General features: G+C 68.3%; 21 protein-coding genes. 11 read left to right on the forward strand and 10 right to left on the reverse strand.

Translation table 11 applies throughout. The annotated features are described in order from the left end of the window. Positions 1-65 precede the first annotated feature (65 nt). The 4 genes from GWI72_RS05085 to GWI72_RS05100 form a co-directional block, all read right to left on the reverse strand. Entirely contained in the window at positions 66-1,700 is a 1,635-nt protein-coding gene (locus tag GWI72_RS05085; protein WP_161675953.1) for an ABC transporter substrate-binding protein, read from the reverse strand. A gap of 234 nt (positions 1,701-1,934) precedes the next feature. Then, complete coding sequence (locus GWI72_RS05090) at positions 1,935-3,401, reverse strand: NAD-dependent succinate-semialdehyde dehydrogenase (RefSeq protein WP_161708025.1); 1,467 nt, start codon at positions 3,399-3,401, stop codon at positions 1,935-1,937. Beyond that, positions 3,401-3,907 carry a formaldehyde-activating enzyme gene (locus GWI72_RS05095; protein ID WP_106753378.1) on the reverse strand — a complete coding sequence of 169 codons (507 nt, stop codon included), beginning with the start codon at positions 3,905-3,907 and terminating at the stop codon, positions 3,401-3,403. Before GWI72_RS05095 ends, GWI72_RS05090 begins: the two co-directional genes overlap by 1 nt. A 29-nt stretch (positions 3,908-3,936) precedes the next feature. Continuing rightward, positions 3,937-4,965: an aldo/keto reductase gene (locus GWI72_RS05100; RefSeq protein WP_161708026.1), complete on the reverse strand. Its 1,029-nt coding sequence runs from the start codon at positions 4,963-4,965 to the stop codon at positions 3,937-3,939. A 195-nt stretch (positions 4,966-5,160) separates the two neighbouring features. Between GWI72_RS05100 and GWI72_RS05105 the strand changes: the two genes are divergently transcribed. The 4 genes from GWI72_RS05105 to GWI72_RS05120 all read left to right on the forward strand — a co-directional run bounded on the left by GWI72_RS05105 (position 5,161) and on the right by GWI72_RS05120 (position 10,615). After that, positions 5,161-6,060, forward strand: a complete 900-nt coding sequence (locus tag GWI72_RS05105) for a LysR substrate-binding domain-containing protein (RefSeq protein WP_161675957.1) — start codon at positions 5,161-5,163, stop codon at positions 6,058-6,060. A gap of 176 nt (positions 6,061-6,236) precedes the next feature. Further along, positions 6,237-7,661, forward strand: coding sequence for an aldehyde dehydrogenase family protein (locus tag GWI72_RS05110; RefSeq protein WP_161708027.1), 1,425 nt, complete (start codon positions 6,237-6,239; stop codon positions 7,659-7,661). 45 nt (positions 7,662-7,706) lie between these two features. After that, entirely contained in the window at positions 7,707-8,924 is a 1,218-nt protein-coding gene (locus GWI72_RS05115) for a mandelate racemase/muconate lactonizing enzyme family protein (protein WP_161708028.1), read from the forward strand. Positions 8,925-8,932: 8 nt separating this feature from the next. After that, positions 8,933-10,615 carry a GMC family oxidoreductase gene (locus GWI72_RS05120; RefSeq protein WP_161708029.1) on the forward strand — a complete coding sequence of 561 codons (1,683 nt, stop codon included), beginning with the start codon at positions 8,933-8,935 and terminating at the stop codon, positions 10,613-10,615. Positions 10,616-10,836: 221 nt separating this feature from the next. On the opposite strand, the gene GWI72_RS05125 is transcribed toward GWI72_RS05120, so the two are convergent. Next, positions 10,837-11,757, reverse strand: a complete 921-nt coding sequence (locus GWI72_RS05125; protein ID WP_161708030.1) for a carbohydrate kinase family protein — start codon at positions 11,755-11,757, stop codon at positions 10,837-10,839. A 233-nt stretch (positions 11,758-11,990) separates the two neighbouring features. Between GWI72_RS05125 and GWI72_RS05130 the strand changes: the two genes are divergently transcribed. Genes GWI72_RS05130 through GWI72_RS05150 form a run of 5 tightly spaced genes read left to right on the forward strand, consistent with a single transcriptional unit; the run spans position 11,991 to position 15,818 of the window. Then, a complete protein-coding gene (locus GWI72_RS05130; protein ID WP_161708031.1) occupies positions 11,991-12,662 on the forward strand; it encodes an amino acid ABC transporter permease in 672 nt (223 codons plus the stop codon). After that, a complete protein-coding gene (locus GWI72_RS05135; protein WP_161675963.1) occupies positions 12,662-13,333 on the forward strand; it encodes an amino acid ABC transporter permease in 672 nt (223 codons plus the stop codon). Before GWI72_RS05130 ends, GWI72_RS05135 begins: the two co-directional genes overlap by 1 nt. After that, the gene (locus GWI72_RS05140) at positions 13,333-14,070 is read left to right on the forward strand and encodes an amino acid ABC transporter ATP-binding protein (protein WP_161708032.1); all 738 of its coding nucleotides are present in this window, start codon (positions 13,333-13,335) and stop codon (positions 14,068-14,070) included. Before GWI72_RS05135 ends, GWI72_RS05140 begins: the two co-directional genes overlap by 1 nt. Continuing rightward, positions 14,070-14,993, forward strand: a complete 924-nt coding sequence (locus GWI72_RS05145; protein ID WP_161708033.1) for an isoaspartyl peptidase/L-asparaginase — start codon at positions 14,070-14,072, stop codon at positions 14,991-14,993. Before GWI72_RS05140 ends, GWI72_RS05145 begins: the two co-directional genes overlap by 1 nt. Before the next feature lie 42 nt (positions 14,994-15,035). Further along, the gene (locus tag GWI72_RS05150; RefSeq protein ID WP_161676144.1) at positions 15,036-15,818 is read left to right on the forward strand and encodes a transporter substrate-binding domain-containing protein; all 783 of its coding nucleotides are present in this window, start codon (positions 15,036-15,038) and stop codon (positions 15,816-15,818) included. Between the two features lie 223 nt (positions 15,819-16,041). On the opposite strand, the gene GWI72_RS05155 is transcribed toward GWI72_RS05150, so the two are convergent. Further along, positions 16,042-17,079 (reverse strand): LacI family DNA-binding transcriptional regulator, encoded by a 1,038-nt coding sequence (locus GWI72_RS05155; RefSeq protein WP_161675966.1) that lies wholly within the window; start codon positions 17,077-17,079, stop codon positions 16,042-16,044. 74 nt (positions 17,080-17,153) lie between these two features. On the opposite strand from GWI72_RS05155, the gene GWI72_RS05160 reads away from it, so the two are divergent. Beyond that, positions 17,154-18,101: an ROK family protein gene (locus tag GWI72_RS05160; RefSeq protein WP_161708034.1), complete on the forward strand. Its 948-nt coding sequence runs from the start codon at positions 17,154-17,156 to the stop codon at positions 18,099-18,101. Continuing rightward, positions 18,094-18,858 carry a copper homeostasis protein CutC gene (locus tag GWI72_RS05165; RefSeq protein WP_179956022.1) on the forward strand — a complete coding sequence of 255 codons (765 nt, stop codon included), beginning with the start codon at positions 18,094-18,096 and terminating at the stop codon, positions 18,856-18,858. The genes GWI72_RS05160 and GWI72_RS05165 overlap by 8 nt, the downstream gene beginning before the upstream one ends. 98 nt (positions 18,859-18,956) lie before the next feature. Here the strand turns inward: GWI72_RS05165 and GWI72_RS05170 are convergent, their stop codons facing one another. Genes GWI72_RS05170 through phnE (GWI72_RS05185) form a run of 4 tightly spaced genes read right to left on the reverse strand, consistent with a single transcriptional unit; the run spans position 18,957 to position 22,537 of the window. Beyond that, the gene (locus tag GWI72_RS05170) at positions 18,957-20,117 is read right to left on the reverse strand and encodes an AbrB family transcriptional regulator (RefSeq protein ID WP_209000054.1); all 1,161 of its coding nucleotides are present in this window, start codon (positions 20,115-20,117) and stop codon (positions 18,957-18,959) included. Continuing rightward, a complete protein-coding gene (locus GWI72_RS05175; protein ID WP_161675968.1) occupies positions 20,110-20,721 on the reverse strand; it encodes a DapH/DapD/GlmU-related protein in 612 nt (203 codons plus the stop codon). Before GWI72_RS05175 ends, GWI72_RS05170 begins: the two co-directional genes overlap by 8 nt. Next, on the reverse strand, positions 20,721-21,626 hold the full coding sequence (phnE, locus tag GWI72_RS05180) for a phosphonate ABC transporter, permease protein PhnE (RefSeq protein WP_161708035.1): 906 nt from the start codon (positions 21,624-21,626) through the stop codon (positions 20,721-20,723). The genes GWI72_RS05175 and phnE (GWI72_RS05180) overlap by 1 nt, the downstream gene beginning before the upstream one ends. Beyond that, on the reverse strand, positions 21,626-22,537 hold the full coding sequence (gene phnE, locus GWI72_RS05185) for a phosphonate ABC transporter, permease protein PhnE (RefSeq protein WP_161675970.1): 912 nt from the start codon (positions 22,535-22,537) through the stop codon (positions 21,626-21,628). Before phnE (GWI72_RS05185) ends, phnE (GWI72_RS05180) begins: the two co-directional genes overlap by 1 nt. Positions 22,538-22,604: the final 67 nt, after the last annotated feature.

Consider the following 22,604-nt stretch of genomic DNA (forward strand, 5'->3'; position numbering starts at 1 on the left):
CGGGGCCGGGGCAGTCGGGCTGAGCCCCTCCCCACGGAATCGGGGGAGGGGTGTCGCAGCGCGGATCAGGCCTTGGCGAGCCAGACGCCATCCATGCGGAAGTAGTCGGCCGGATGCAGCACGAAGCCGCGGACGTTCTTGCCGGCAGCGCTGAAGCGGGCCGGCCAGTAGGCCTGAACCATCACGGCCTGATCGCGCAGGATGGTCTGGCAGGCTTCCATGGCAGCCTTGCGGGCTTCCGGATCGACGGTGCCCATGGCGCTGTCCAGAGCGGCGTCGAAGGCCGGATCGGCAAAGTGGCTCTCGTTCCAGGCCGCGCCCGAGCGGTAGGCGAGGTCGAGGGTCATGGAGCCGAGCGGACGGTGCGCCCAGTAGGTGGCACCAAAGGGCACCTTGTCCCACACCGGCCAGTACTGGGCGGCGGGCAGCACGTTGAGCTTCAGGCGGATGCCGGCCTCGGCAAGGTTCTGCTGCAGCACCTGGGCGGTGTCCTGCTCCCAGCGGCCCTGGGTGTTGCCGAGGGTCAGCTCGAGATCGATGCCGTCCGGATAGCCGGCTTCGGCCAGCAGGGCCTTGGCCTTGGCGACGTCGCGGGCGACGGGCTCGAGCGGGAAGTGGTCCGGCTGGATCGGCGAGACATGGTAGTTGCCACCGATCTGGCCCTCGCCGCGATAGACAACATCAAGCATCTGCTTGTTGTCGGCGGCAAGCTGCACGGCCTTGCGGACGCGGATGTCGTCGAAGGGCTTGGCGTCGACCTGCATGCGCATGACCAGCGTGTGCGCGGCGCTGCCGGTCAGGATCTGGATGTTCGGCAGCGACTTCATCAGGTCGTATTCGGCGATGGTCGCGCGGTAGATGAGGTCAACCTGGTTGCTGGCCAGCGCCGCCAGATGGGTGGCGATGTCGGTGCCGAGGTCGATGTACTGGATCTCGTCCAGATGCGCCGGCGTGCCCCAGTAGTCGGCGCGCTTGGCGAAGGTCGCCTGACGGCCGACCTCGAAGGAGACCAGCTTGAACGGACCGGTGCCGATCGGGTTGGCCGGCCAGTTGGCGCCGGACGTGTCGAAGTCGCGATGCACGATGGCGCAGGTGTAGGAATAGAGCTGCTCCGGCAGCGAGGCGACCGGACGCGACAGGGTGAAGCGGACCGAATGCGGTCCGGTCTTCTCGACCAGCTTCACCGCATCGAAGGCGGTCTTGTTGGAGGACTTGCTCTCCGGGGCGGTCCAGCGCTGGATGTTGGCGATCACGTCTTCCGGCGTGAAGGCATCGCCGTTCGACCACTTGGCACGCTCGTCCAGCTCGAAATCCCAGACGGTCAGATCGGCCGACGGGGCCCAGCTCTTGGCCAGATACGGATGCACGATGTTGTCGGCATCGACGTAGGTCAGGTACTCGAGGCTGTTGCGGTAGAGGTTGGATGCCTCGATCCAGCTGGTCAGCGCCGGGTCGGTGATTTCCTGGATGGCGCAGCCGAAGCGCAGCTTGCCGCCGGCAACCGGGGTCTCGGCGCGGGCCGGGGCCGGAATGAAGCCGGCGAAGGCCGACGCCGAGGCGGCCGTGACGCCGAGCCAGGTCATGGAGCGCAGGAAGCTGCGGCGGTCGATGCGGCCGGCGGTCAGCTGGTCGCACAGGCTTTCGACCTGCGGGTGGGCCGGCAAGCCGGAAGTGGTCTCGATCTTGGTCTTGTCCGTCATTCGTTTTCCTCCCAGTCGGCATCCGCCCGGTGTGGTGCGGCGCTGCGGTTGGTGCGGGCAACATGTGCCTCGGCAGTTCCTTAGCCGAGAATTATGTCAACTGCACCCGCCCTCCCTGTCATTCCCCGGATCCTCCATCCGGTCGCATCGGTGTCTCCGGCCGGTGGCCGGGAAACCGGCCCGGCGCGGGTCTCCCCCCGCGCCGGGCAAACCTGGACTGTTCCAGCCGTCTCCTCACCCGGCAAGGCCGCCGAAGAGCACGTATTTGGTCTCCAGATATTCCTCGAGGCCATGGCGCGAGCCCTCGCGGCCGAGACCCGACTGCTTGACGCCGCCGAAGGGGGCGACCTCGGTGGAGATCACGCCTTCGTTGATGCCGACCATGCCGGCCTCGAGCGCCCGCGCCACGCGCCAGGCGCGCTTCAGATCATTTGTAAAGAAATAGGCGGAAAGGCCTGTTTCGCTGGCATTTGCCAGGCTGATGGCCTCGTCCTCGCTGTGGAAGCGGAACAGGCCGGCCACCGGGCCGAAGGTCTCCTCGCTGGCCAGTGCCCAGTCCGTCGTCGCCCCCGTCAGCACGGTCGGCTCGAAGAACAGGCCGCCCTTGTCATGCGGCTTGCCGCCGGTGATCGCCGTGCCGCCCTTGGCAAGGGCGTCTTCCACATGGCGGGCGACCTTGGCATAGCCGCCGGCGTTGATGAGCGGACCCTGGGCGACGCCGTCTTCCTCGCCGTTGCCGACCTTCATCGCGGCAACTGCCCTGGCCAGCGCCTCGGCGTAGCGGTCGTAGATGGCGTCCTCGACCAGGATGCGGTTGGCGCAGACGCAGGTCTGGCCGGTGTTGCGGAACTTCGAGGCGATGGTGCCGCGCACGGCGACGTCAATGTCGGCATCGGCAAAGACGATCAGCGGGGCATTGCCGCCGAGTTCCAGGCTGATGCGCTTCACGGTGTCGGCGCTCTGGCGCATCAGCAGCTTGCCGGTGGCGGTGGAGCCGGTGAAGGAGAGCTTGCGCACCACGGGGCTCGCCATCAGCGGGCCGACGGCCTGCGGCGCCTTCAGCGTCGGCAGCACGTTGACGACACCGGCCGGCACGCCCGCCTCGACGCCGAGCCTGGCCAGCGCGAGGGCGCAGAGCGGCGTGTCCTCGGCCGGCTTGATGATGATCGAGCAGCCGGCAGCGAGCGCCGGTCCGACCTTGCGGGTGATCATGGCATAGGGGAAGTTCCAGGGCGTGATGGCGGCCACCACACCGACCGGCTCCTTCAGCACGACGATCTCCGCGTCCGCCCGATGCGAGGGCACCACCTCGCCATAGGCGCGGCGGGCCTCCTCGGCAAACCAGGTGAGGAAGCTGGCCGCGTAGGCGACCTCGCCGCGGGCCTCGCTCAGCGGCTTGCCCTGTTCGCGGGTGAGCAGCAGGGCAAGGTCGTCCTGATGCGCGAGCATCAGCTCGCCCCAGCGGCGCAGCACCTTGCCGCGCTCGGCCGCCGTCACCTTGCGCCAGGACTGGAACGCTGCCTCGGCCGCGACGATGGCCGCCTCCGCATCGCTTGCCCCGCAGTCGGCCACGTGCGCCAGCACGGCGCCCGTGGCGGGATTGCGCACCTCGAAGCGGGCCCCGTCCGCCGCCGGGCGGAACTGGCCGCCGATGAAGGCGAGGTCGGTGAGAAGGGGAAGATCGCGGGCGAGGCTGTCCATCAACGGGCTCCAGGCGTGTAGAACGGATTGGAAACGGTTCTCAGACCCTCGGCCAGAGCCTCGCGGCTCGGCCAGCCAGGCGTGAGCGCCCGTTTCGCGGCCATGTAGAGTGCCTCATTGTTGTTGGCAAAGACAGCGTCTGCATCATCGGCCGAGGGATTGACCCACACGGCCGCAATCGCCAGCCAGTCGTCCTCCGCTTCCGCCGGCAGCACGCCGTCCAGAAGCGCCCGCGTCATGCCGGCGGCAACGCCGGCCTGGGCCGGGCCCCAGGTCATGGTCTCGTGGGTGCCGGGCACCAGCACCGCCTTGGCGATGAACAGGGTCACCGGCTTCACCGGCAGGTTCGGCTTGAGGATGGTCTGGAACGGCAGGTGGCCGGGACCGGGGCTGGCAGCGGCGGTGGCGAGCGCACCGGCGATGGGACCCGCCTTCGGCCCGATGTAGAGGTTGATGTGGGCGGCGTTGGGGCCTGCGCCCTCGAAGCCTTCACCGATGTAGAGCATGGTCTGAACCTGTCCTGAAGGAGCCGGGATCACGCCTTGGGCGCGGCGGGAACGGTGGCTGCGGTGGCCGGGCCCAGCGCCCGGGGGCGGCGGACCGGATTGTAGTCGTTGATCATGTCGCGTGGCCGGTAGGGCTCTTCCAGATAGGCGCGCTCCTCGGCGGAGAAGCTGATCGACAGGGCGGCGATGGCATCGCGCACCTGGTCGGGATGGTCGGCGCCGAAGATCGGGACGGTGGAATTGCCGGTTGCCAGCACCCAGGCCTGGGCGACCTGCGACGGCGACAGGCCGCGCTCCTTCGCCAGATTGACCACGCGGGCGGCGATCTCGCGGTCGATCTCGTCGCCGAAGAAATCGAGATAGGGGTCGAATTCCTTGCGGGCGGCCGAGCCGCCGCCGACGAGATAGCCGCGGGCCAGCGGCGAGAAGGTGGTGACGGCGATGCCCTCGGACTGGCAGTAGGGCATCATCTCGCGCTCTTCCTCGCGGTAGAGCAGGGAATACTGGCACTGCATGTTGACGAAGCGCGTCCAGCCGTTCTTCTCGGCAATCGCGTTCATCTTGGCGAACTGCCAGGCGTACATGGTCGAGGCGCCGATGTAGCGGGCCTTGCCGGAGCGCACGATGTCGTTCAGCGCGCACATGGTCTCCTCGATCGGCGTGTCCGGATCGAAGGCATGGACGATGTAGAGGTCGACATAGTCGGTGCCCATGCGCTGGAGCGAGCGGTCGATGGAGCGAAACAGGTGCTTGCGCGACAGGCCCTGGTCGTTGGCATCCGCGCTCATCGGATAGAAGGCCTTGGTGGCCAGAACCAGGTTGTCGCGATGGGTGAGCTTGGTCAGCGTGCCGGCGACGACTTCCTCGTTGACGCCGGTCGAGTACCAGTCGGCCATGTCGTAGAAGGTGATGCCGGCATCGAGGGCGGCCTTGAGGATGGGGACCGACCGGTCCGCGTCCAGCACCCAGCCCTTCCAGGCGGAGGAGCCGATGCCCATTGTTCCCATGCACAGCCGCGAGGTCTTCAGCCCCGTGGCGCCAAACCTGATGTAATCCACGTCCATCCTCCCGTCCCGGCCAGAGCTTGACCGGACTGCTGGTCGCATCATGGAAACTGCGGATGCGGACTGACAAATGGTGATTTTCGATGCAAGCATCAGGAAAACGCATGCTGCAACGCATCCGGCTGCTGGCATGATGCGGCCGGCCGAAAGGGCCGGAGACGGATGCTTCCGGGGGATATGATGCGCCGAATGCCAAGCCTGGCCGCCATGCGCGTGTTCGAGACAGTGGGTCTGACCGGCAGCTTCACCCGCGCGGCCGAGCGGCTGAACCTGACGCAGAGCGCCGTCAGCCGGCAGGTGAAGATCCTCGAGGACCAGCTCGGCGAGCCGCTGCTGATCCGCCACCATCACCGGCTGGAACTGACCCCGGCGGGCCACATGCTGCTCGCTGCGCTGGGGCGGGCGTTTCACGAGGTCGAGCTGGCGCTGCGCGGCATCGAGGAGGAGAGCAACGCCCATCGTCTCAGGGTGAACGCGCCGCCGACCCTCTCCAAGCGCTGGCTGGTGCCCCGGCTTGCCGACCTGCGCAGGACCTGTCCGGACATCGACATCAGCCTCACCACCGACCTGACCGATTCGCTGGCCGAGAGCAGCCTGCTCGACTGCGCCATCCGCTTCGGGGACGGGGAATGGCCGGCCTTCCACTCGGTGCACCTGATGACCGAGCGCCACATCGCCGTCTGCGCGCCGTCGCTGATCGCGGGCCTGAGCCGCGACGAGGCGATGGACCTGAGCCGCTTCACCTTCCTGCATGTGCTGGCCAGCTCCGACCGGCGCTACCTGACCTGGCGCCACTGGCTCACCGCGGCGGGGCTGGAGGACGTGGACACCAGCGGAGGGCTGGAGTTCGACCTGCTCGACACGGCGATCGAGGCGGCGGTCTGCGGGCTCGGCATCACGGTGGCCGACCGGCACATGGTGGCGCGGGAGCTGGCCGACGGCCGGCTGGTGCAGCTGCTCGATGTGGAGGTGGACGGGCACGAATCCTACTGGCTCGTCACGCGGCAGGAGCGCAAGCCCCCGAAGATGCTGGTCGCCTTCTGCGACTGGCTCACCGGCCAATGCACAGGCGAACGCCGGCCGGGCTGACGCCGCGCCCGGTTTTGCTCAAGCATCAGTTTTCCGCATGCTTCCATGACCAACCGGCATTTGCCGTTCGCCGCCGCCGGTCCCTAGCTTTGGTGTGACAGGAACGGGCGGTTGCCCGGGGCATCGCGCCCCGGCAGGACCGGCCGGATGCACTCGGGCAGCATGAGGCAGGGCGGATGACGGTTGGCGCGTTCTTCATCGGCGGCAGAAACGTGAAGCCGGCAGGCCGACGCAGCCAGCCCGTGCTGTCGCCGGCGACCGGCGCGGTCATCGGTGAGGTGGCGCTGGCCGAGGCGGAGGAGATTGACGCGGCGGTCGCGGCGGCAAGGGCCGCGCAGCCTGGCTGGGCGGGACTTGCGGCCTGTGACCGGGGCGCGGCGCTGCGCCGTCTGGCGGCCGAGATCGAGGCGCGGGCCGGGACGATCGGCGCTGTGCTGGCGGCCGAGACCGGCAAGAGCCTCGGCGATGCCACGGGCGAGGCCGTCTATGGCGCCGAGATCACCCGCTATCACAGCGAATGGGCGCGGCGCATCGAGGGCGAGATCATCCCCTCCGACACGCCCGGCGAGACGCTCCTGTTGATGCGCGCGCCCATTGGCGTGGTGGTCTGCCTGATCCCGTTCAATTTTCCGATCTACACGCTGCTGCGCAAGGTGGCGCCGGCGCTGATGGCCGGCAACAGCGTGGTGGTGCGCCCGTCGAACACGACGCCGCTGTCGGCGCTGGCGCTCGCCGAGGCCATTCAGGCGGCCGGACTGCCGGACGGGGTGATCAACATCCTGACCATGGACCATGCCGGCGCCGGGCGGCTGTCGCAGGCTGCGGCGGTCGGCATGATCACGCTGACGGGCAGCGTCTCGGCCGGGCGGGCGGTGATGGACTATGCCAAGGCCAACATCGCCAAGACCTCGCTGGAGCTGGGCGGCAAGACGCCGGTGCTGGTGGGGCCAGATGCGGATGTGGCCGATGTCGCCCGCCGGCTGGTGGCCAACAAGACCAACCATTGCGGTCAGGTCTGCACGGCGGCGGCCCGTGTCTATGTGGTCGAGGCGCTGCATGACGCGCTGGTCGCGGCGCTGACGGAGGCCTTCCGCGCGCGGCGCTTTGCCGACCGGGCGCAAGAGCCCGACGCGATGGGACCGGTGGCGAGCGAAAAGGCCCGGGCCGAGATCCATGCCATGGTCGAGCGGGCGGTGGCCGAAGGGGCGAGCCTTGCGGCCGGCGGCGTGATGCCGGAGGGGCCGGGCTGGTTCTATCCGCCGACGCTTCTGACCGGCTGCCGGCAGGAGATGGAGATCATCCGGGAAGAGGTGTTCGGTCCGGTGCTGGCGGTGGTGCGGGTGAGCGACCTCGACGAGGCCCTGCGGCTGGCGAACGATCACCAGTTCGGGCTGAGCTCGGTGCTCTTCAGCAATGACCACCGCAAGGTGATGCAGATCGCCAACAGCATGGAGGCGGGCGAGCTCTACGTGAACCGCTTCCCGGCCGATCCCTACCAGGGCTACCACGCCGGCTGGAAACGCTCGGGTCTGGGCGGCGACGACGGCAAGCACGGGCTGCTGGAGTTCACGCAGACCCGGCTCGTGGTGCTGGCACCCTGACATGTTCTCAATTTGTTCTCACGCTCCCTCAAGCCAGGTGCGCCCATGAAGCTCGTTTCGCTCACCACCGATGTCGTCGCCGTGCCTCCGCCGCATCTGGGCGGGATGTACTGGATCTTCGTGACGCTGAAGACCGCCTGCGGGATCGAGGGCGTGGGCGAGATCTATGCGACGGCCTTCCATCCCGGTGCCCTGGTGCCGGTGATCGAGGACGTGTTCGTGCGGCATCTGGAAGGGCACGATCCGCACCGGATCGAGCGTTTCTGGCGCTCGGCCTATTCCAGCGGCTTCACCCAGCGCCCCGACCCGACGATGATGGGCATCGTCTCGGGGCTGGAGATCGCCTGCTGGGACATCATCGGCAAGGCCGCCGGCCGACCGGTGATGGATCTCCTGGGCGGGCAGGTGCATGAGCGGCTGCGCGCCTATACCTATCTCTATCCGAAGAACGCGGCCGGCGAGTACGACTACAACGACCCGGACCTGGCGGCGGACTGCGCGGCGGAGATGGTGCGGCAGGGCTTCACAGGCGTGAAGTTCGATCCGGCCGGGCCCTACACCGCCTATTCCGGACACCATCTGTCGCTGGGGGTGATGGAGCGCTGCGAGACCTTCTGCGCCAGGGTGCGCGAGGCGGTCGGTGCCTCGGCTGATCTCCTGTTCGGCACCCATGGCCAGATGGTGCCGTCCTCGGCCATCCGGCTCGCCAAGCGGCTGGAGCGCTTTGATCCGCTGTGGTTCGAGGAGCCGGTGCCGCCGGGACAGGAAGCGGCCATGGCCGAGGTGGCGCGGGCGACCTCCATTCCGGTTGCGACGGGCGAGCGGCTGACCACCAAATACGAGTTCCAGCGGGTGCTGGAGCTGAAGGCGGCCTCGATCCTGCAGATGAACGTTGCCCGGGTGGGCGGCCTGCTGGAGGCCAAGAAGATCGCCGGCATGGCCGAGGCGCAGTATGCCGAGGTCGCGCCGCATCTCTACAACGGCCCCGTCGGGGCGGCGGCCTCGATCCAGCTGGCTGCGACCCTGCCGAACTTCCTGATCCACGAGGCGATCCTCGATTTCTCCGGGTTCCATGCCGAGGTGCTGAAGACCAAGCTCACGCTGGAGGATGGCTATCTCATCCCCAGCCGCGAGCCGGGGCTCGGCATCGAGCTGAACCGGGAGGTGATTGCACGCCACACGCCCTACACGGGCACACGGCTGCACCTGCAGATGGGCGACACACCGGCGGACGTGAAACAGTTCGCTCCCGCCAAGGGCTGAGACCGACCATGACCGAGACATCCCGCGCTGACCTGGCCGCTGCCGGCCGGGAGGAGTTCGACTTTGTCATCGCCGGGGCAGGCTCTGCCGGGGCGATCCTGGCGGCGCGGCTGAGCGAATGCGGGCGCTATACGGTGGCGCTGGTGGAGGCGGGCGGCGAGGACCGCTCGTTCTGGCTGAAGATCCCCGTCGGCTATGCCAAGAGCTACTACAATCCGGCGGTCAACTGGATGTATCGCAGCGAGCCGGAAGCGGCGCTGGGCAACCGGCAGGTCTATGTGCCGCGCGGCAAGGTGCTGGGCGGCTCCGGGGCGATCAACGCGATGATCTTCGTGCGCGGCGCGCGGGAGGATTTCGACGACTGGCACGCGGCCGGCAACCCCGGCTGGGGCTATGAGGACGTGCTGCCCTATTTCCGCAAGCTGGAAACCCATGCGCGGGGCGAAAGCCCCTTCCACGGCGGGACCGGTCCGATCCATGTGACGCCGATGCGGGGGGAGACACATCCGATCACCGACCGGTTCCTGGCGGCCTGCGCCGAATTGCAGCTGCCGGCGACGCCCGACTTCAACGGGGCAAGCCTCGAAGGGGCGGGGATCTATGACGTGAACACCCGGGCGGGCCTGCGGTCCTCCTCCGGCGTGGAGTATCTGAGGCCGGCGCGGCGGCGGAAGAACCTCACCGTGTTCACGAGGACGCGCGCGCTGGACGTCGTGCTCGACGCCGAAGGCCGCGCAAGGGGACTGGCGGTGCGCCCGGAGGGGGCAGGGCATGACGAGACGGGACAGCGGCTGATCCTGGCGCGGCGCGACGTGATCCTGGCCACGGGGGCCATCGCCACACCGGTGCTGCTGCAGCGCTCGGGACTTGGCGCGGCGGCCCGGCTTCAGGCGCTGGGCGTGCCCGTGCGGCGCGACCTGCCGGGCGTTGGCGCCAACCTGCAGGATCATCTTTGCGCCAGCTTCTACTTCCGCTCCCGCGTGCCGACGCTGAACGGGCCGTTCGGGTCGATCTTCGGCCAGGCGGCGCTGGCCCTGCGCTGGGCGCTGACGCGCAAGGGGCCGTTTGCCGGCAGCGTCAACCAGGCGGGCGGGTTCTTCCGCTCGCGACCCGACGCGCCGCGGCCGAACCTGCAGCTCTATTTCAATCCGCTGTCCTACCGCATTCCGCAGGATCCGAAAGCCGGGCTGGCACCGGAGCCCTATCCGGGGTTCCTGGTCGCCTTCAACTCCTGCCGGCCGACCAGCCGGGGGCGGGTGGATCTTCGCGTCAATAGCGGGCTTGACGACCTGTCGCCGGTGATCCACGGCCATTACCTCACAACCGAGGAGGACTGCCGCGAGGCGGTGGAGGGCAGCCAGTTCGTGCGCCGGCTGATGCAGGCCCCGTCGCTGGCCGCCATCACAGAAGCCGAGATGAGCCCTTCGGCCGAGGCGCGGAGCGACCAGGAGCTGCTGGAGCATTTCCGCGCCAATTGCGGCTCGATCTACCACCCCTGCGGCACGGCTGCGATGGGGCCGGACCCGTCCAGCGCGGTTGTCGATCACCGGCTGCGGGTGCATGGCGTGCCGGGCCTGCGCGTGGTCGATGCGTCGGTGTTTCCCAACATCACCTCCGGCAACATCAACGCCCCCGTGATGATGGTGGCGGAGAAGGGCGCGCAGATGATCCTGGAAGACGCGCGGGCCTAGGGCGACGCGGTAGGGGGGCAAACCCTCGATCGTCATCCCGGCTCGGCGCTTCGCTGCGTGCGGGATGACGATGGAGCGGTCTGTCATGAAGCTGAGGCGCGTCCTGGGGGCATGCCGTCAAGACAACCGCGACAGCACAGAGAGGATGGTCCCGGCCTGAGGCCGGTACAGTGCGGATGGTCCCGGCCTAAGGCCGGGACGGGTGCCAGAGAGGTTCCGCCTTACAGCTCGTGGGCCCAGGGCGGGTTGGCGCCGGCGCGGGAGACGGTGACGGCGGCGACGGATGTGGCGCGGGTGAGGGCGGCGGTGAGGACCGTGTCGCTCAAGGTGCCGACGCCCGTCTTGGTGAGCGCACCGGCCTCGGCGAGCGAGGACAGGAACCCGGCGTTGAACGTGTCACCGGCGCCGACCGTGTCGACGACCTCGACCTTGCGGGCGGGAACGGTGATGTCCTGCGTCGCCGTCAGGGCGCGGGCGCCGTCCTTGCCGAGGGTCTTCAGGACGACCTTGACGCCGCCGGCGATCCAGGATTTCGCCATCGTGTCGAAATCGGAGCCAGGCGCATACCACTCGAGGTCTTCCTCGCTGAGCTTCAGGATGTCGGCCCTCGCGAAAATGCGGGACAGGCGGGCGCGATAGGCCGTTTCATCGGTAATGAAACCGGGGCGGATGTTCGGATCAAGCGCGATCACCCGCGATCCGGCCTCGCGCATCAGCAGCGCTTCCAGTGCCGTGCCGCAGGGCTCGCCGATCAGGCTGATGCCACCGAAATAGAGCGTCGAGACGGCAGCCGGCAGGGCCGGCAGGTCGGCGGCCGTGATCATGCGGCCGGCGGAGTTCTCGTCGTAGAAGGTGTAGGTGGCGTTGCCGTCCTTCAGCCGCACGAAGGCCAGCGTCGTCGGGCGCGGCGAGCGGATCGTTAGGTCGGTGGCAACATTCGAGGCGGCGAGATGGGCGAGGAGCTGCTCGCCGAACAGGTCGGTCGAGACGCCATAGAGGAAGCCGGCCGGTGTGCCGAGCCGGCCGAGCGCCAGCGCCGTGTTGAAGATCGCGCCGCCAGGCACGGGCAGGAATGCAGTTCCTTCGCCGCCGATCTCTCTCGGCAGCATGTCCATCAGCGCTTCACCGCAACACAGGATCATCGGTCAGGTCCATCCAGAAGGCACGGGCCCTGCAGGCTGCAGGACACGCAAGGAGATCGCAGGGCGCTGTTTGTGCCCCGGATCGCGGGACGACGCAAGGGCAGGTCGGCGCTGTTCCGGGTCCCGGTCCGGGGCCGCTTTCGGGCCTGCTGCGGGGACGGGGTCGACCGTTGACAGACCGTGGTTTGCCCGTCTAAATGAAACCGGTTTCACTTTTCACCCGGGAGGCGCCCTTGGGCTTCGACCTGTCGATCCTGACCAAGCATGTGCCGTTCCTGCTGGAGGGGCTGTGGCTGACCACCGTGGTCTGTCTCGGCGCGCTGGCGGGCAGCCTCGTGCTCGGCATTGCCGTGGCCGCCTGCCGCACGGCCGCCTCGTCGCTGGCCCGGCGCCTGTCGGCGGTCTATGTCGACGTGTTCCGCAACGTGCCCTTCATCGTGCAGCTGTTCTTCTTCTATTTCGGGCTGCCGGAAGTGGGGATCTACATTGACGCCGCGCCGACCGGGATCATCGCCCTGTCGATCGCCGGCGGCGCCTACACGTCGGATGTCATTCGCGCGGGCATTCTGGCCATCGAGCCGGGTATCCTGGAGGCGGCAGAGGTCAGCGGTCTTTCCCGGCGCAAGATCTTCACCAGGGTGATCCTGCCCATCGCGCTCCGGACCTCGATCCGGCCGCTCGGGGCGGTCTGCGTCAATCTGGTGCTGACCTCGTCGGTGCTGTCGACGATCACGCTGAACGAGCTGACCGGCTCGGCGAAGATCGTCGCGGCCGAGACGTTCCGGCCCTTCGAGGTCTATGCGGCGCTGCTCATTGCCTATGCCTGCCTGACCTACGCGGTCTCGGGCCTCTTCGGCGCGCTGCACCGCCATGTCAACCGCCATACGGCCGGGGAGGTGGCGTGATGCGCTACACCGAGTTTACCCCCTATGACATCGTCCTGCTGCTGCAGGGCCTGTCGGTGACGCTGGGACTGTTCGTGGCCTCGACGCTGATCGGCGGCGCGCTCGGGCTCGGCTTGGCGGTGGTGCGCTACTACCGGGTGCCGCTGCTGCGCCAGCTGGTGCACGGGCTTGCCGAACTGCTGAAGAACTCGCCCGTGCTGGTGCAGCTGTTCCTGGTGTTCTTCGGCCTGCCGGTGCTGATGAAGATCAACCTGACGCCGTCGCAGGCGGCGCTGATCACCCTGTCCGGCAACACGGCGGCCTTTGTCTATGTGATCGCGGTGTCGGCCATCGAGGCGATCGCGCGCGAGCAGATCGAGGCGGCGCGGGTGTTCGGCCTGACACGCTGGACCATCCTGAGACGGGTGATCGGGCCGCAGGCGCTGGCCTTCGCGATCGGGCCGCTGACGGGCCTGCTGGTCAACCAGCTGCAGGTGACCTCGCTCATCTCCGTCATCGGCGTCATCGACCTGACCAAGGTCGGCAACATCCTCAACCTGCGCACGCTGAAGCCCTTCGTCGTCTGGGCTGTCGTGGGCGCGCTCTATTACCTCACCGCCAAGGCGGTCGCCCATGCCGGGTCCCGGCTGGAACGGCGGCTGCGGGCGCATACGGACTGGAAGGGGGTCTGATGCTCTCCGTCAACGGCCTGTGCAAATCCTTCGGCACCCACAAGGTGCTCGACGGGGTCAATCTCACGCTCAATCCGGGCGAAGTGGTGTCGGTTCTGGGCGCCAGCGGCTCGGGCAAGTCGACCCTGATCCGCTGCATCAACGGGCTTGAGACATTCGAGGCCGGGTCGATCACGGTCGATGGCTTCGATGTGGCCAAGCCGAAGGAGCTGGCGGAAGCGCGACGCCGCTCGGCGACCGTGTTCCAGCAGTTCAACCTCTACCCGCACATGACGGCGGTGGAGAACATTGCGCTTGCTCCTGTCGAGGTGCTGAAGCGGCCCAAGGCCGAGGTGATCGCGGAAGCGCGCGCGCTGCTCGACCGGGTCGGCCTCGCGCACCGGGCCGATGCCTATCCGGCGCAGCTGTCGGGCGGCCAGCGCCAGCGGGTCGGCATCTGCCGGGCGCTTGCCATGCAGCCGCGCTATCTGCTGCTCGACGAGGTGACCAGCGCGCTCGATCCGGAGATGACGGCGGAGGTGCTGGACATCCTCAAGGTGCTGGCGACCACGGGCACGACGATGCTCTTCGTCACCCACGAGATTGCCTTCGCCCGCTCGATCTCGCACCGGATCGTCTTTCTCGAAAAGGGCGAACTCATCGCCGACATGCCCACGGCCGATTTCTTTTCCGACCGGGGGCGGTCGCTGCCGCGCGTTGCCCGGTTCCTGTCCAAACTGCAAGGGGAAGCCCTCTGATGATCCTCATCGCCAATTCCGAGGCCTGGCCCGGCTTTGCCAGGACGGTGGCCGCGCTGAAGGCCGGCACCTATGGCATCGACGCCATGATCGAGGGCATTGCCGAAGTCGAACGCGAACCGAAGGTGCGCAGTGTCGGCTACGGCGGCTGGCCGAACATGATCGGCGAGATGGAATGCGATGCCGGCGTGATGGACGGCACCACCCGCGAGGTGGGCTGCGTGGGCGCTGTACCAAGCACGATCCCGGTGGCCGCGCTCGCCCGTGAGGTGATGCGCCGCCTGCCGCATGTGATGCTGACCGGGGCCGGCGCCCGCCGCTTTGCCGATGAATGCGGCTTTGCCCGCGACGACGCGCTTTTCCCCGACAGCAAGCGGGTGTGGTGGGAGCGGCTGGAACAGGAACTCTCGCCCGAGGAGCGGGCGAAGTTCCCGGACATCCCGCTGGCCCCGCTCAACCACACGATCACCGATCCCGAGCGGGTGCGCGACACCACGGTGTTCCTCGCCCGCGATGCGGCCGGCGGCACCCATGCGGTGACGTCGACCTCGGGCTGGGCGTGGAAATATCCGGGCCGGCTGGGTGACAGCCCGATCCCGGGCGCCGGCTTCTACGCCGACAGCCGCTATGGCGCGGCCGCCTGCACCCACACGGGCGAGATGACCATGCGCGCGGGAACGGCGCGCAGCATCGTCCTCGGCCTGCGCATGGGCCTTTCGCTCATCGAGGCCGTCGACCTTGCGGTGGCCGACGTGCGCGACCTGACCGCCGGCTTCATCGGCGCGCTGGTCATCCACGCCATCGACATCCACGGCAACCACCGGGTTGTCGCCCTGAATTGCCACGAGCCGATCCGCTACTGGCTCTGGCATCCCGCCCTTGCGGCGCCCGAGCACCGCGAGGCGGAGCATCTGACCGCCTGACCATAACCACAACCTGGAGGAACGTGACCGATGTTGAGACTGATGAAACTGGCGGGCGCCGCGCTCGCAGCAACCCTTGTGGTCACCGGCGCGGCGAGCGCCGGCAAGATCGACGAGATCCGCTCGCGCGGCGTCGTGCGCATCGGCGTGTCGCTAGGCGGCGAGCCCATCGGTTTCCGCGACGCGCAGAACAATCCCGTCGGCTATGACGTGGATGTGGCGACGCGCCTGGCCGAGAAGCTGGGCGTGCCGGTGGAATTCGTCGACGTGTCGGGCGATGCCCGCATCTCGATGCTGGTGTCCGGCCAGATCGACGTGGCGGTCGCCAACACCTCGGCAACGCTGGAGCGCGCCAAGACCGTCGACTTCTCCATCCCCTACAACCGGGCCGGCCTGCGCGTGATCGTGCAGAAGGACGCGGGCATTGCCACGCTCGACGACCTCAAGGGCAAGAAGGTCGTGGTCGGTCGCGGCTCGACCGGCGAGACCTTCATGAAGACGAAGGTTCCGGATGCCGAACTGGTCTACACCGACACCTTCGCGCCGGATGGCGTCCTGCTGCTGCAGCAGAAGCGGGTGGAGGCGGCCATCGAGGACTCCTCGCTGCTCGACTATCTCGCCACCACCTCGGACAACCTGGTGACGCTGCCGGGTCTTTACTCGAACGATCCGATCGGCATCGCGGTTGCCAAGGGCGACCCGCATTTCACCCGCTGGCTGGACATGTTCGTCTCCGACTACATCCAGTCGGGTGCCTATGAGGCGAATTACAGGAAGTGGTGGGGCGAGGAAGCCAACCCGCCGGCCCTGACGCCGCTCTGGTAACGGCCACGGCTGCCGGTGCGACGGTGCCGGCAGCCACAGGTCGCGCAGCCGAGACCGTCATCGCGGACGAGAGCGACGCGGAGATCCGGGACCGGAGCGTCCCTGTTCCTCGACTTCTGGTCCATTGAACAGCTCAGACCTCGGCTCTGCAGTCCCGGCCCGGCGCTTCGCCAGCGCTCACATAGCAAGGGATGACGCAGGTGAGGCAGAGGCGCGGGGGCGTTCAGCCTTCTGCCGGCCAGCGCTCGAAGGCGGCGGGGCCACCGCAGGAGGGATGCGGCATGAAGCTGCCGGGGATGGTGATCACGCCGGCCGGGCGCTCGAACAGCTCGGGTTGCCGCAGATGCTCGATCACCCGGGCGATGTAGGCCTCAAGGTCATAGCCGATGGAGGAGATCGGATAGGCTTCCGAGCGGGCAAGCGGCAGCGCGTCGAAACCGTAGAAGGCCCAGTCCCCCGGCTTGCGGGCGATGTCGGCGCGTCCGGCATCGATCACGCCCATGGCCATGGCATCGGCGGTGGCAAAGATCGCGGCCTCCGGCCCCTCGCGGAGGACGGCGGCGGACAGGCTGCGGCCGCTCTCGTAGGAATAGTCGCCCACATGTTCGGCCAGAAGCGCGAGCCCCTGGGCGGCGAGCGCGGCGCGATAGGCGGCGATGCGGGCCTGTTCGACCGGCGAGGTCTGGCGCCCGGTGACGAGAACCGCCCGTGTCTTGCCACGGGCCCGGGCATGGGCAACCGCCGCCGCGATGGGCGTCGCCTCGTCGGCAACGATCGACGGGGCATTGGCGTCGCGCATGCCGTTCAGCATCACCACCCGGTCATTGCGGAACATGGTGCGGACGGTGGCCGCATCGGCGAAGTCGGAGAAGACCAGCGCGGCGTCCACGTGCCAGGCGACGCCGTTGCGCAGGAACTCCTCGACCCGGTCGAGCGAGCCGACGCGCAGCAGCACCACCTGCTTGCCGGTGTCCTGGATGGCGGCGATCAGGCGATCAAAGAGGACAAGATCGGAAAAGTCGTGAATGTGGTTGACGACGACGGCGACGAGATTGAGCGTGCGCGACTTGAGGCTGCGGGCAATCAGATTCGGCTTGAACCCGAGTTGCTCGGCCGCCGCCAGCACCCGCGCCTTCTTCTCCGCCGACACGGGGCGCTCTTCCGGCGACAGCGCGCGCGAGGCAATGGCCCGCGACACGCCGGCAAGCGCGGCGACATCGGCGATGGTGATCTTGCGCGAGGACGTGTCGTTGAAACTCATACGCTTTTTTGACGGCTCCCGGGCGGGGCGTCAATCACAACCGGACGAACACCGCCACCCAGACGAGAAAATCCATGCTGGCCTGTTTTGACATCGGGGCGAGCGCCATCAAGGGCGCCGCCTTCCATTCCGCCGAAGACCGTCCGCTCGCCCGGCGGGAGGCGACCCCGCTCACCGACCTCGACCGGTTTGCCGCGGCGCTGGCCGCGGCGACGGCCGACATGGAACGGGCAGAAGACACTGCGGCCCGCGCGGTCGCGATCTCGATTGCCGGGGTGGTTGACGCGCGGACGGGGATCATGACCTGCGCCAACATCCCGGCGATCCATGGGCGCACCCTAGCGGGCGAACTCTCCGCCCGGCTGGAGCGACCTGTTTTCATTGCCAATGATGCGGATTGCTTTGCCCTCGCGGAAGCCAGTCAGGGGGCCGGGCGGGGCCATGACGTGGTGTTCGGCGTGATCCTCGGCTCGGGCGTCGGCGGCGGGCTGGTGATCAACCGGCGCATCGTCTCCGGTCCGGGCGGCTATGGCGGGGAATGGGGGCATGGACCGGTGTTCGGCTGTGTGCCGGCCTTGCGCGGGCGGCTGGAGGCGGCCGGACTGCCGGTGTTCGACTGCGGCTGCGGCCAGATCGGCTGCGTTGACACGGTGGGCGGCGCACGCGGGCTGGAACGCCTCCACCGCCTGGTCGGCGGCGCGGCGCTCGCGAGCCACGAGATCACCGCCGGATGGCTGGCCGGCGAGGTCAAGGCCAGCGAAGCCATTGACCTTTATCTGGATCTTCTGTCCGGGCCGCTGGCCATGATGGTCAACACGGTCGGCGCCTCGGTGCTGCCGGTCGGCGGCGGGCTTTCGGCCTGCCGGCCCCTGGTTGCGGCGCTGGACGAGCGCCTGCGGGCCCGCATCCTGTGGCGCAGCGACGCGCCGCTGCTGGTGCCGGCCGAACTATCCCCCGAGCCCGGCCTGATCGGCGCGGCGATGCTCGGCCTGACCCACCTGTCGGAGATGCGTGATGTCTGATGTGCTGCCAGAGGTGCTGCTTGAAGTCTGTGTCGACGGTCCGGAAGGCTTGCTGGCGGCGGTGCGGGGCGGGGCGAGGCGCGTGGAACTCTGCGCGGCGCTGGCCATCGGCGGGCTGACGCCCGCCCCGGGGCTGATGGCACTGGCTGCCGAGCAGCCGATCCCGGTGTGGCCGCTCCTGCGCGTCCATCCCGGGCCGTTCCGCTACACCCCGGCGGATGTGCGGGCGCTGAAGGCCGACATGGACACGGTGGCCGGCTTCGGCCTCGCCGGGGTGGTGATCGGCGCCAACGAGGCCTCCGGTCAGCTGGACCGGCCTGTGCTGGCGGAGCTGGCGGACCATGCCCGTGCGCGCGGCCTCGGGCTGACGCTGCACCGGGCCTTTGATCTGGCGGCGGCCCAGGACCCGGAGGGTGCGGTGGATCTGGCGGTGGAGCTTGGCTTTGACCGGATCCTGACATCCGGCGCGGCGCGCACGGCGGAGGCCGGGCTTGCCGTTCTGGAGCGGATTGTCGCCCATGCCGGCACCCGCATTGCCATCCTGCCCGGCTCGGGCATCTCGCGGGCCAATGTGGATGTGATCCTCGACCGGCTCGGCGTGCGCGAGGTGCATTCCTCCTGCTCGGGTCCGGACCTGACCGGCACCGAGGGCGAGCGGGCGCTCGGCTTCCTGGCCGATGCGCCGAGGCGCACCGACGAGGCGACGGTCAGGGCGCTGGTCGCGCATCTGGCGGCCCGGGGGCGGGCTCACGCCTGAGACCTGCCGCGCGCGCCTGGCCCCTCACAAGAGCCCCTCACAAGAGCCACGTGCAGGGGCAATGTGCAGGGGCGAGAGCGCAGCGCGTGTCGCGCCGGCTATTCGCCGGGCGCGCCCCTGGCCGACGCATCCGTCTGGTCGGCGCCGGCGATGCGGCGGGTCCGCCGCCGTTCCAGAAGCGTCAGGATCAGCGGTGCACAGGCGACGAGCAGCGCGATCCGGGCAATGTGGTGGCTGGCGACATAGGCGACCTCGGCCTTCATGGCGAGGGCGATGAGGCTCATTTCGGTGAGGCCGCCGGGCGCATAGGCGAGCACGATCTGCGCCGGCGTCTGCATCATGATGCCGGCGAAGAGGGCGGCAAAGACCAGGGTGAGGCCGAGGGTCATCACGGTCGCGCCGAAGCTCAGGGCCAGCGCCTGCGCCACTTCACGGGTGCCGGCGCCGAGGAAGCGGCAGCCCATGATGGTGCCCATCAGCACCTGGGCAATGATGATCAGCAGGGCCGGCGGCGCGCTGGCCGTCAGTCCGGTGACATGGACGACGGCGCTGAGCAGCATCGGCCCCATGAGGGTGGCGGCGGGCAGCTTCAGGCGCGTTGCGGCGACCGCGCCGATGACGCCGCAGAGCGTCAGCAGCGCGATGTCCTCCAGTCCGAGCGGGTTTGCCTTGGCCATCATGCTGCCGACGGCCTGGCCCTCGACGATGCGGAACCAGAAGGACACGAGACAGATGGTGACAACAATGCGGGCGGCGTGGGCAAGAATGATCTTGCGCTCGTCGCCGCCGAGATCCGCGCCAAGCGTGACCATCTCCATCAGGCCGCCCGGCATGCCGGAGCAGAAGGCCGTGACCCGGTCGAAGCCGCCGAAGCGCTGGTAGAAGGGCACGGCGAGGAGCCCGGCCAACACCAGATAGAGCACCAGGAAGCCGAGGGAGATCGCCCAGTCGTCGAGGTGGCCGATGAGGTCGGGCGTGAAGCCGGAGCCGAGCATCACGCCGATGACGGTGACAAGGGCCGGACGCAGCCGCAGGGGCGCGCGGATCGGTGCCCTTGCGACGGCCGCGACCATCGTGAAGATCATCGAGCCGAGCGTCCAGGGCAGCGGCATGTGCAGCAGGTGGAAGACGGCGCCGCCGAGGGTTCCGATGGCGATGCCGGCCGCAATCCGGCCGAGAAGGGCAAGGGTGTCGCCCTTGCCGCCGCGTTCAAGGGGCTCCGCCGTTGGGGAGCCGTCAGATGGGCCTGTGTCAGACACGGTACTTTTCGATGAATTCGTCAATGGACAGCATGCGGATGTCGGGCAGGGCGGCGCGCAGGGCGTCGTGGCTCCAGTCCCACCAGGCGATGGCCTGGAGCGCCTCGGCCTGGGCCTCGGTGAAGCGGCGCTTGATCGGGCGGGCCGGAACACCACCGACAATTGTATAGGGCGGGACATCCTTCGACACAACCGCGCCGGCGCCGATGACCGCGCCATTGCCCACCGTCACGCCCGCCAGCACGGTCACGCCGTGGCCGATCCAGACATCATGCCCGATGGTGACCCAGTGATCCTTGCGCCACTGGAAGAACTCGGCGTCATCCTCGCCAAGACCATACTGGGCGGCGCGGTAGGTGAAATGATGCTGGCTGGCGCGCCAGGTGGCGTGATTGCCCGGGTTGATGCGCGCGCCTTCGGCAATGGAGCAGAATTTGCCGATGGTCGACCAGACGATGTTGCCGCCCTTCACGATGTAGGAATAGTCGCCGAGGCTCGATTCGCGCATGGAGACATGCGCCATGATCTCGGTCCACTTGCCGATCTGGCAGTCGACGACCGTTGCCGTCTCGTGGATGCTGGGGGCTTCGGAAAGCATTTTCATTATCGTGTTCCGTCGTAGTGACCGATGAAGCGGGTGCGGATGTAGTCGGACAGGGCGTCGATGACATAGACCATGGCGATGATCAGGAAGATGATCGACCAGGCCTCGTCCCAGCGGTAGGCGCCGATGCGGTCGGACAGAAGGAAGCCGATGCCGCCGGCCCCGACAATGCCGAGGATCGTGCCGGAGCGCACGTTGGATTCAAAGTTGTACAGCGTGATCGACAGCAGCACCGGCAGCACTTGCGGCAGGATGCCGAAGCGGATCGACTGCAGCGGCGAGCCGCCCGAGGCGACCACGCCTTCCACCGGCTTCTTCGAGGTGTTCTCGATGGCCTCGGCATAGAGCTTGGCGAGGACGCCGATCTCGCCGACCGCGATCGCCAGCACGCCGGCGAGCGGACCAAGGCCAAAGGCGCGGATGAAGATCAGGGCGAGGATCAGCGTCTCGAAGGCCCGGATGATGTCGAAGCCGCGCCGCACGCCGAAGCGCAGGAACGGGATGCGGTTGATGTTCCTGGCGCCGAGGAAGGACAGCGGAAAGGCGATGAGCGCGCCGAGCAGCGAGCCGAGGAAGGCCATCGACAGGGTCTGGGCGAGGCCGGTCAGGATCTCGGAGATTTCCTTCCAGGAGGTCCAGATGTGCGGCGGGAACATGAAGGACAGCACCTTGCCGAGCCGGAGCAGCCCGTTCCACAGACGCTCCGGCGAGGCGTCAAAGTCGTAGAGGCACCAGGCGAAGAGGCCGGCAAAGGCGAGCCAGCCGCCGAGACGGACGAGGCGACGCAACAGCGGCGCGCGGAAGGCCTCCGGCAGCCGGGCGCGGGCCTCGGCGATCTCGGTCGGCGAGACGGCGAGAGCCGAGGAGGGGCCGGAGCGGGAGGGGCGGGGAGGGCTCGCGGACATCACGCGGTCCTTTCAAGGCCAATGATATGATGACGGATCTTTTCCGACACCCAGTCGATCACGGTGACGGTGACGAGGATGATCACGAACAGGGCGGAGAGGTCGGTGTATTCCTGGTAGGAGAGCGCGGTGCGGAACTCCTGGCCGAGACCGCCAGCCCCGACATAGCCGATGATCGAGGATGAGCGGACGTTGATCTCGAAGCGCAGCAGCGTGTAGCTGATGATGTTCGGCATGATCTGCGGCACGGCGCCATAGCGGATCTGGTCGAACCAGGTGCCGCCGGAGGCCTTCACGCCCTCGAGCGGGCGCATGTCCACATTCTCGTTGACCTCGGAATAGAGCTTGCCGAGCGCCCCGACCGTGTGCAGCGCCACGGCGAGAACGCCCGCCAGCGGGCCGGCACCGAAGCAGAAGACGAAGATGAGCGCGAACACCAGCTCCGGCACCGTGCGGGCGATTTCGAGCGTGCGGCGCGAGATCCACAGCGTCAGGGGACCGGGGGTCAGGTTGCGCGCCGCCAGGAAGGACAGCAGGAACCCGCCGACACAGCCCAGCACGGTGGCCATGAAGGCGATCAGGATGGTCTCCAGCAGCAGCCAGAGCCACACCTTCCAGCGCCAGAACCAGTTGGCGAGATCCGCGCCAAGGCTGTCGAGCGAGAGGGCGGGGATGGTCTTCCAGAGATATTCGCCGAGGCGCGGGAGGCCGGCGAGCAGCACCCAGCGCTCGGCGCGGCTGCCGTCGGACAGGGTGATCTGGCTCACCTTGAAGAAGTCGGAAAAGCTCGCGGTGATGAGGAACAGCGTGACGAAGATCGCCGTCACCAGCAGGAAGGTCAGCCGGGAACGGCGGCGCTGCGCGGCAAAGTCGCGCTCGAAGGCGAGCACCGACGGGGGTACCAGGGTCATGGATGTTTCCGTTGCTGGCCGTGGCTCACCCGCGCCGGGGGGCGCGGGCAGGGGGGGGGACGACAAA

This window comes from Pannonibacter sp. XCT-53, from assembly GCF_009915765.1.
Taxonomy (GTDB): Bacteria; Pseudomonadota; Alphaproteobacteria; order Rhizobiales; family Stappiaceae; genus Pannonibacter; species Pannonibacter tanglangensis.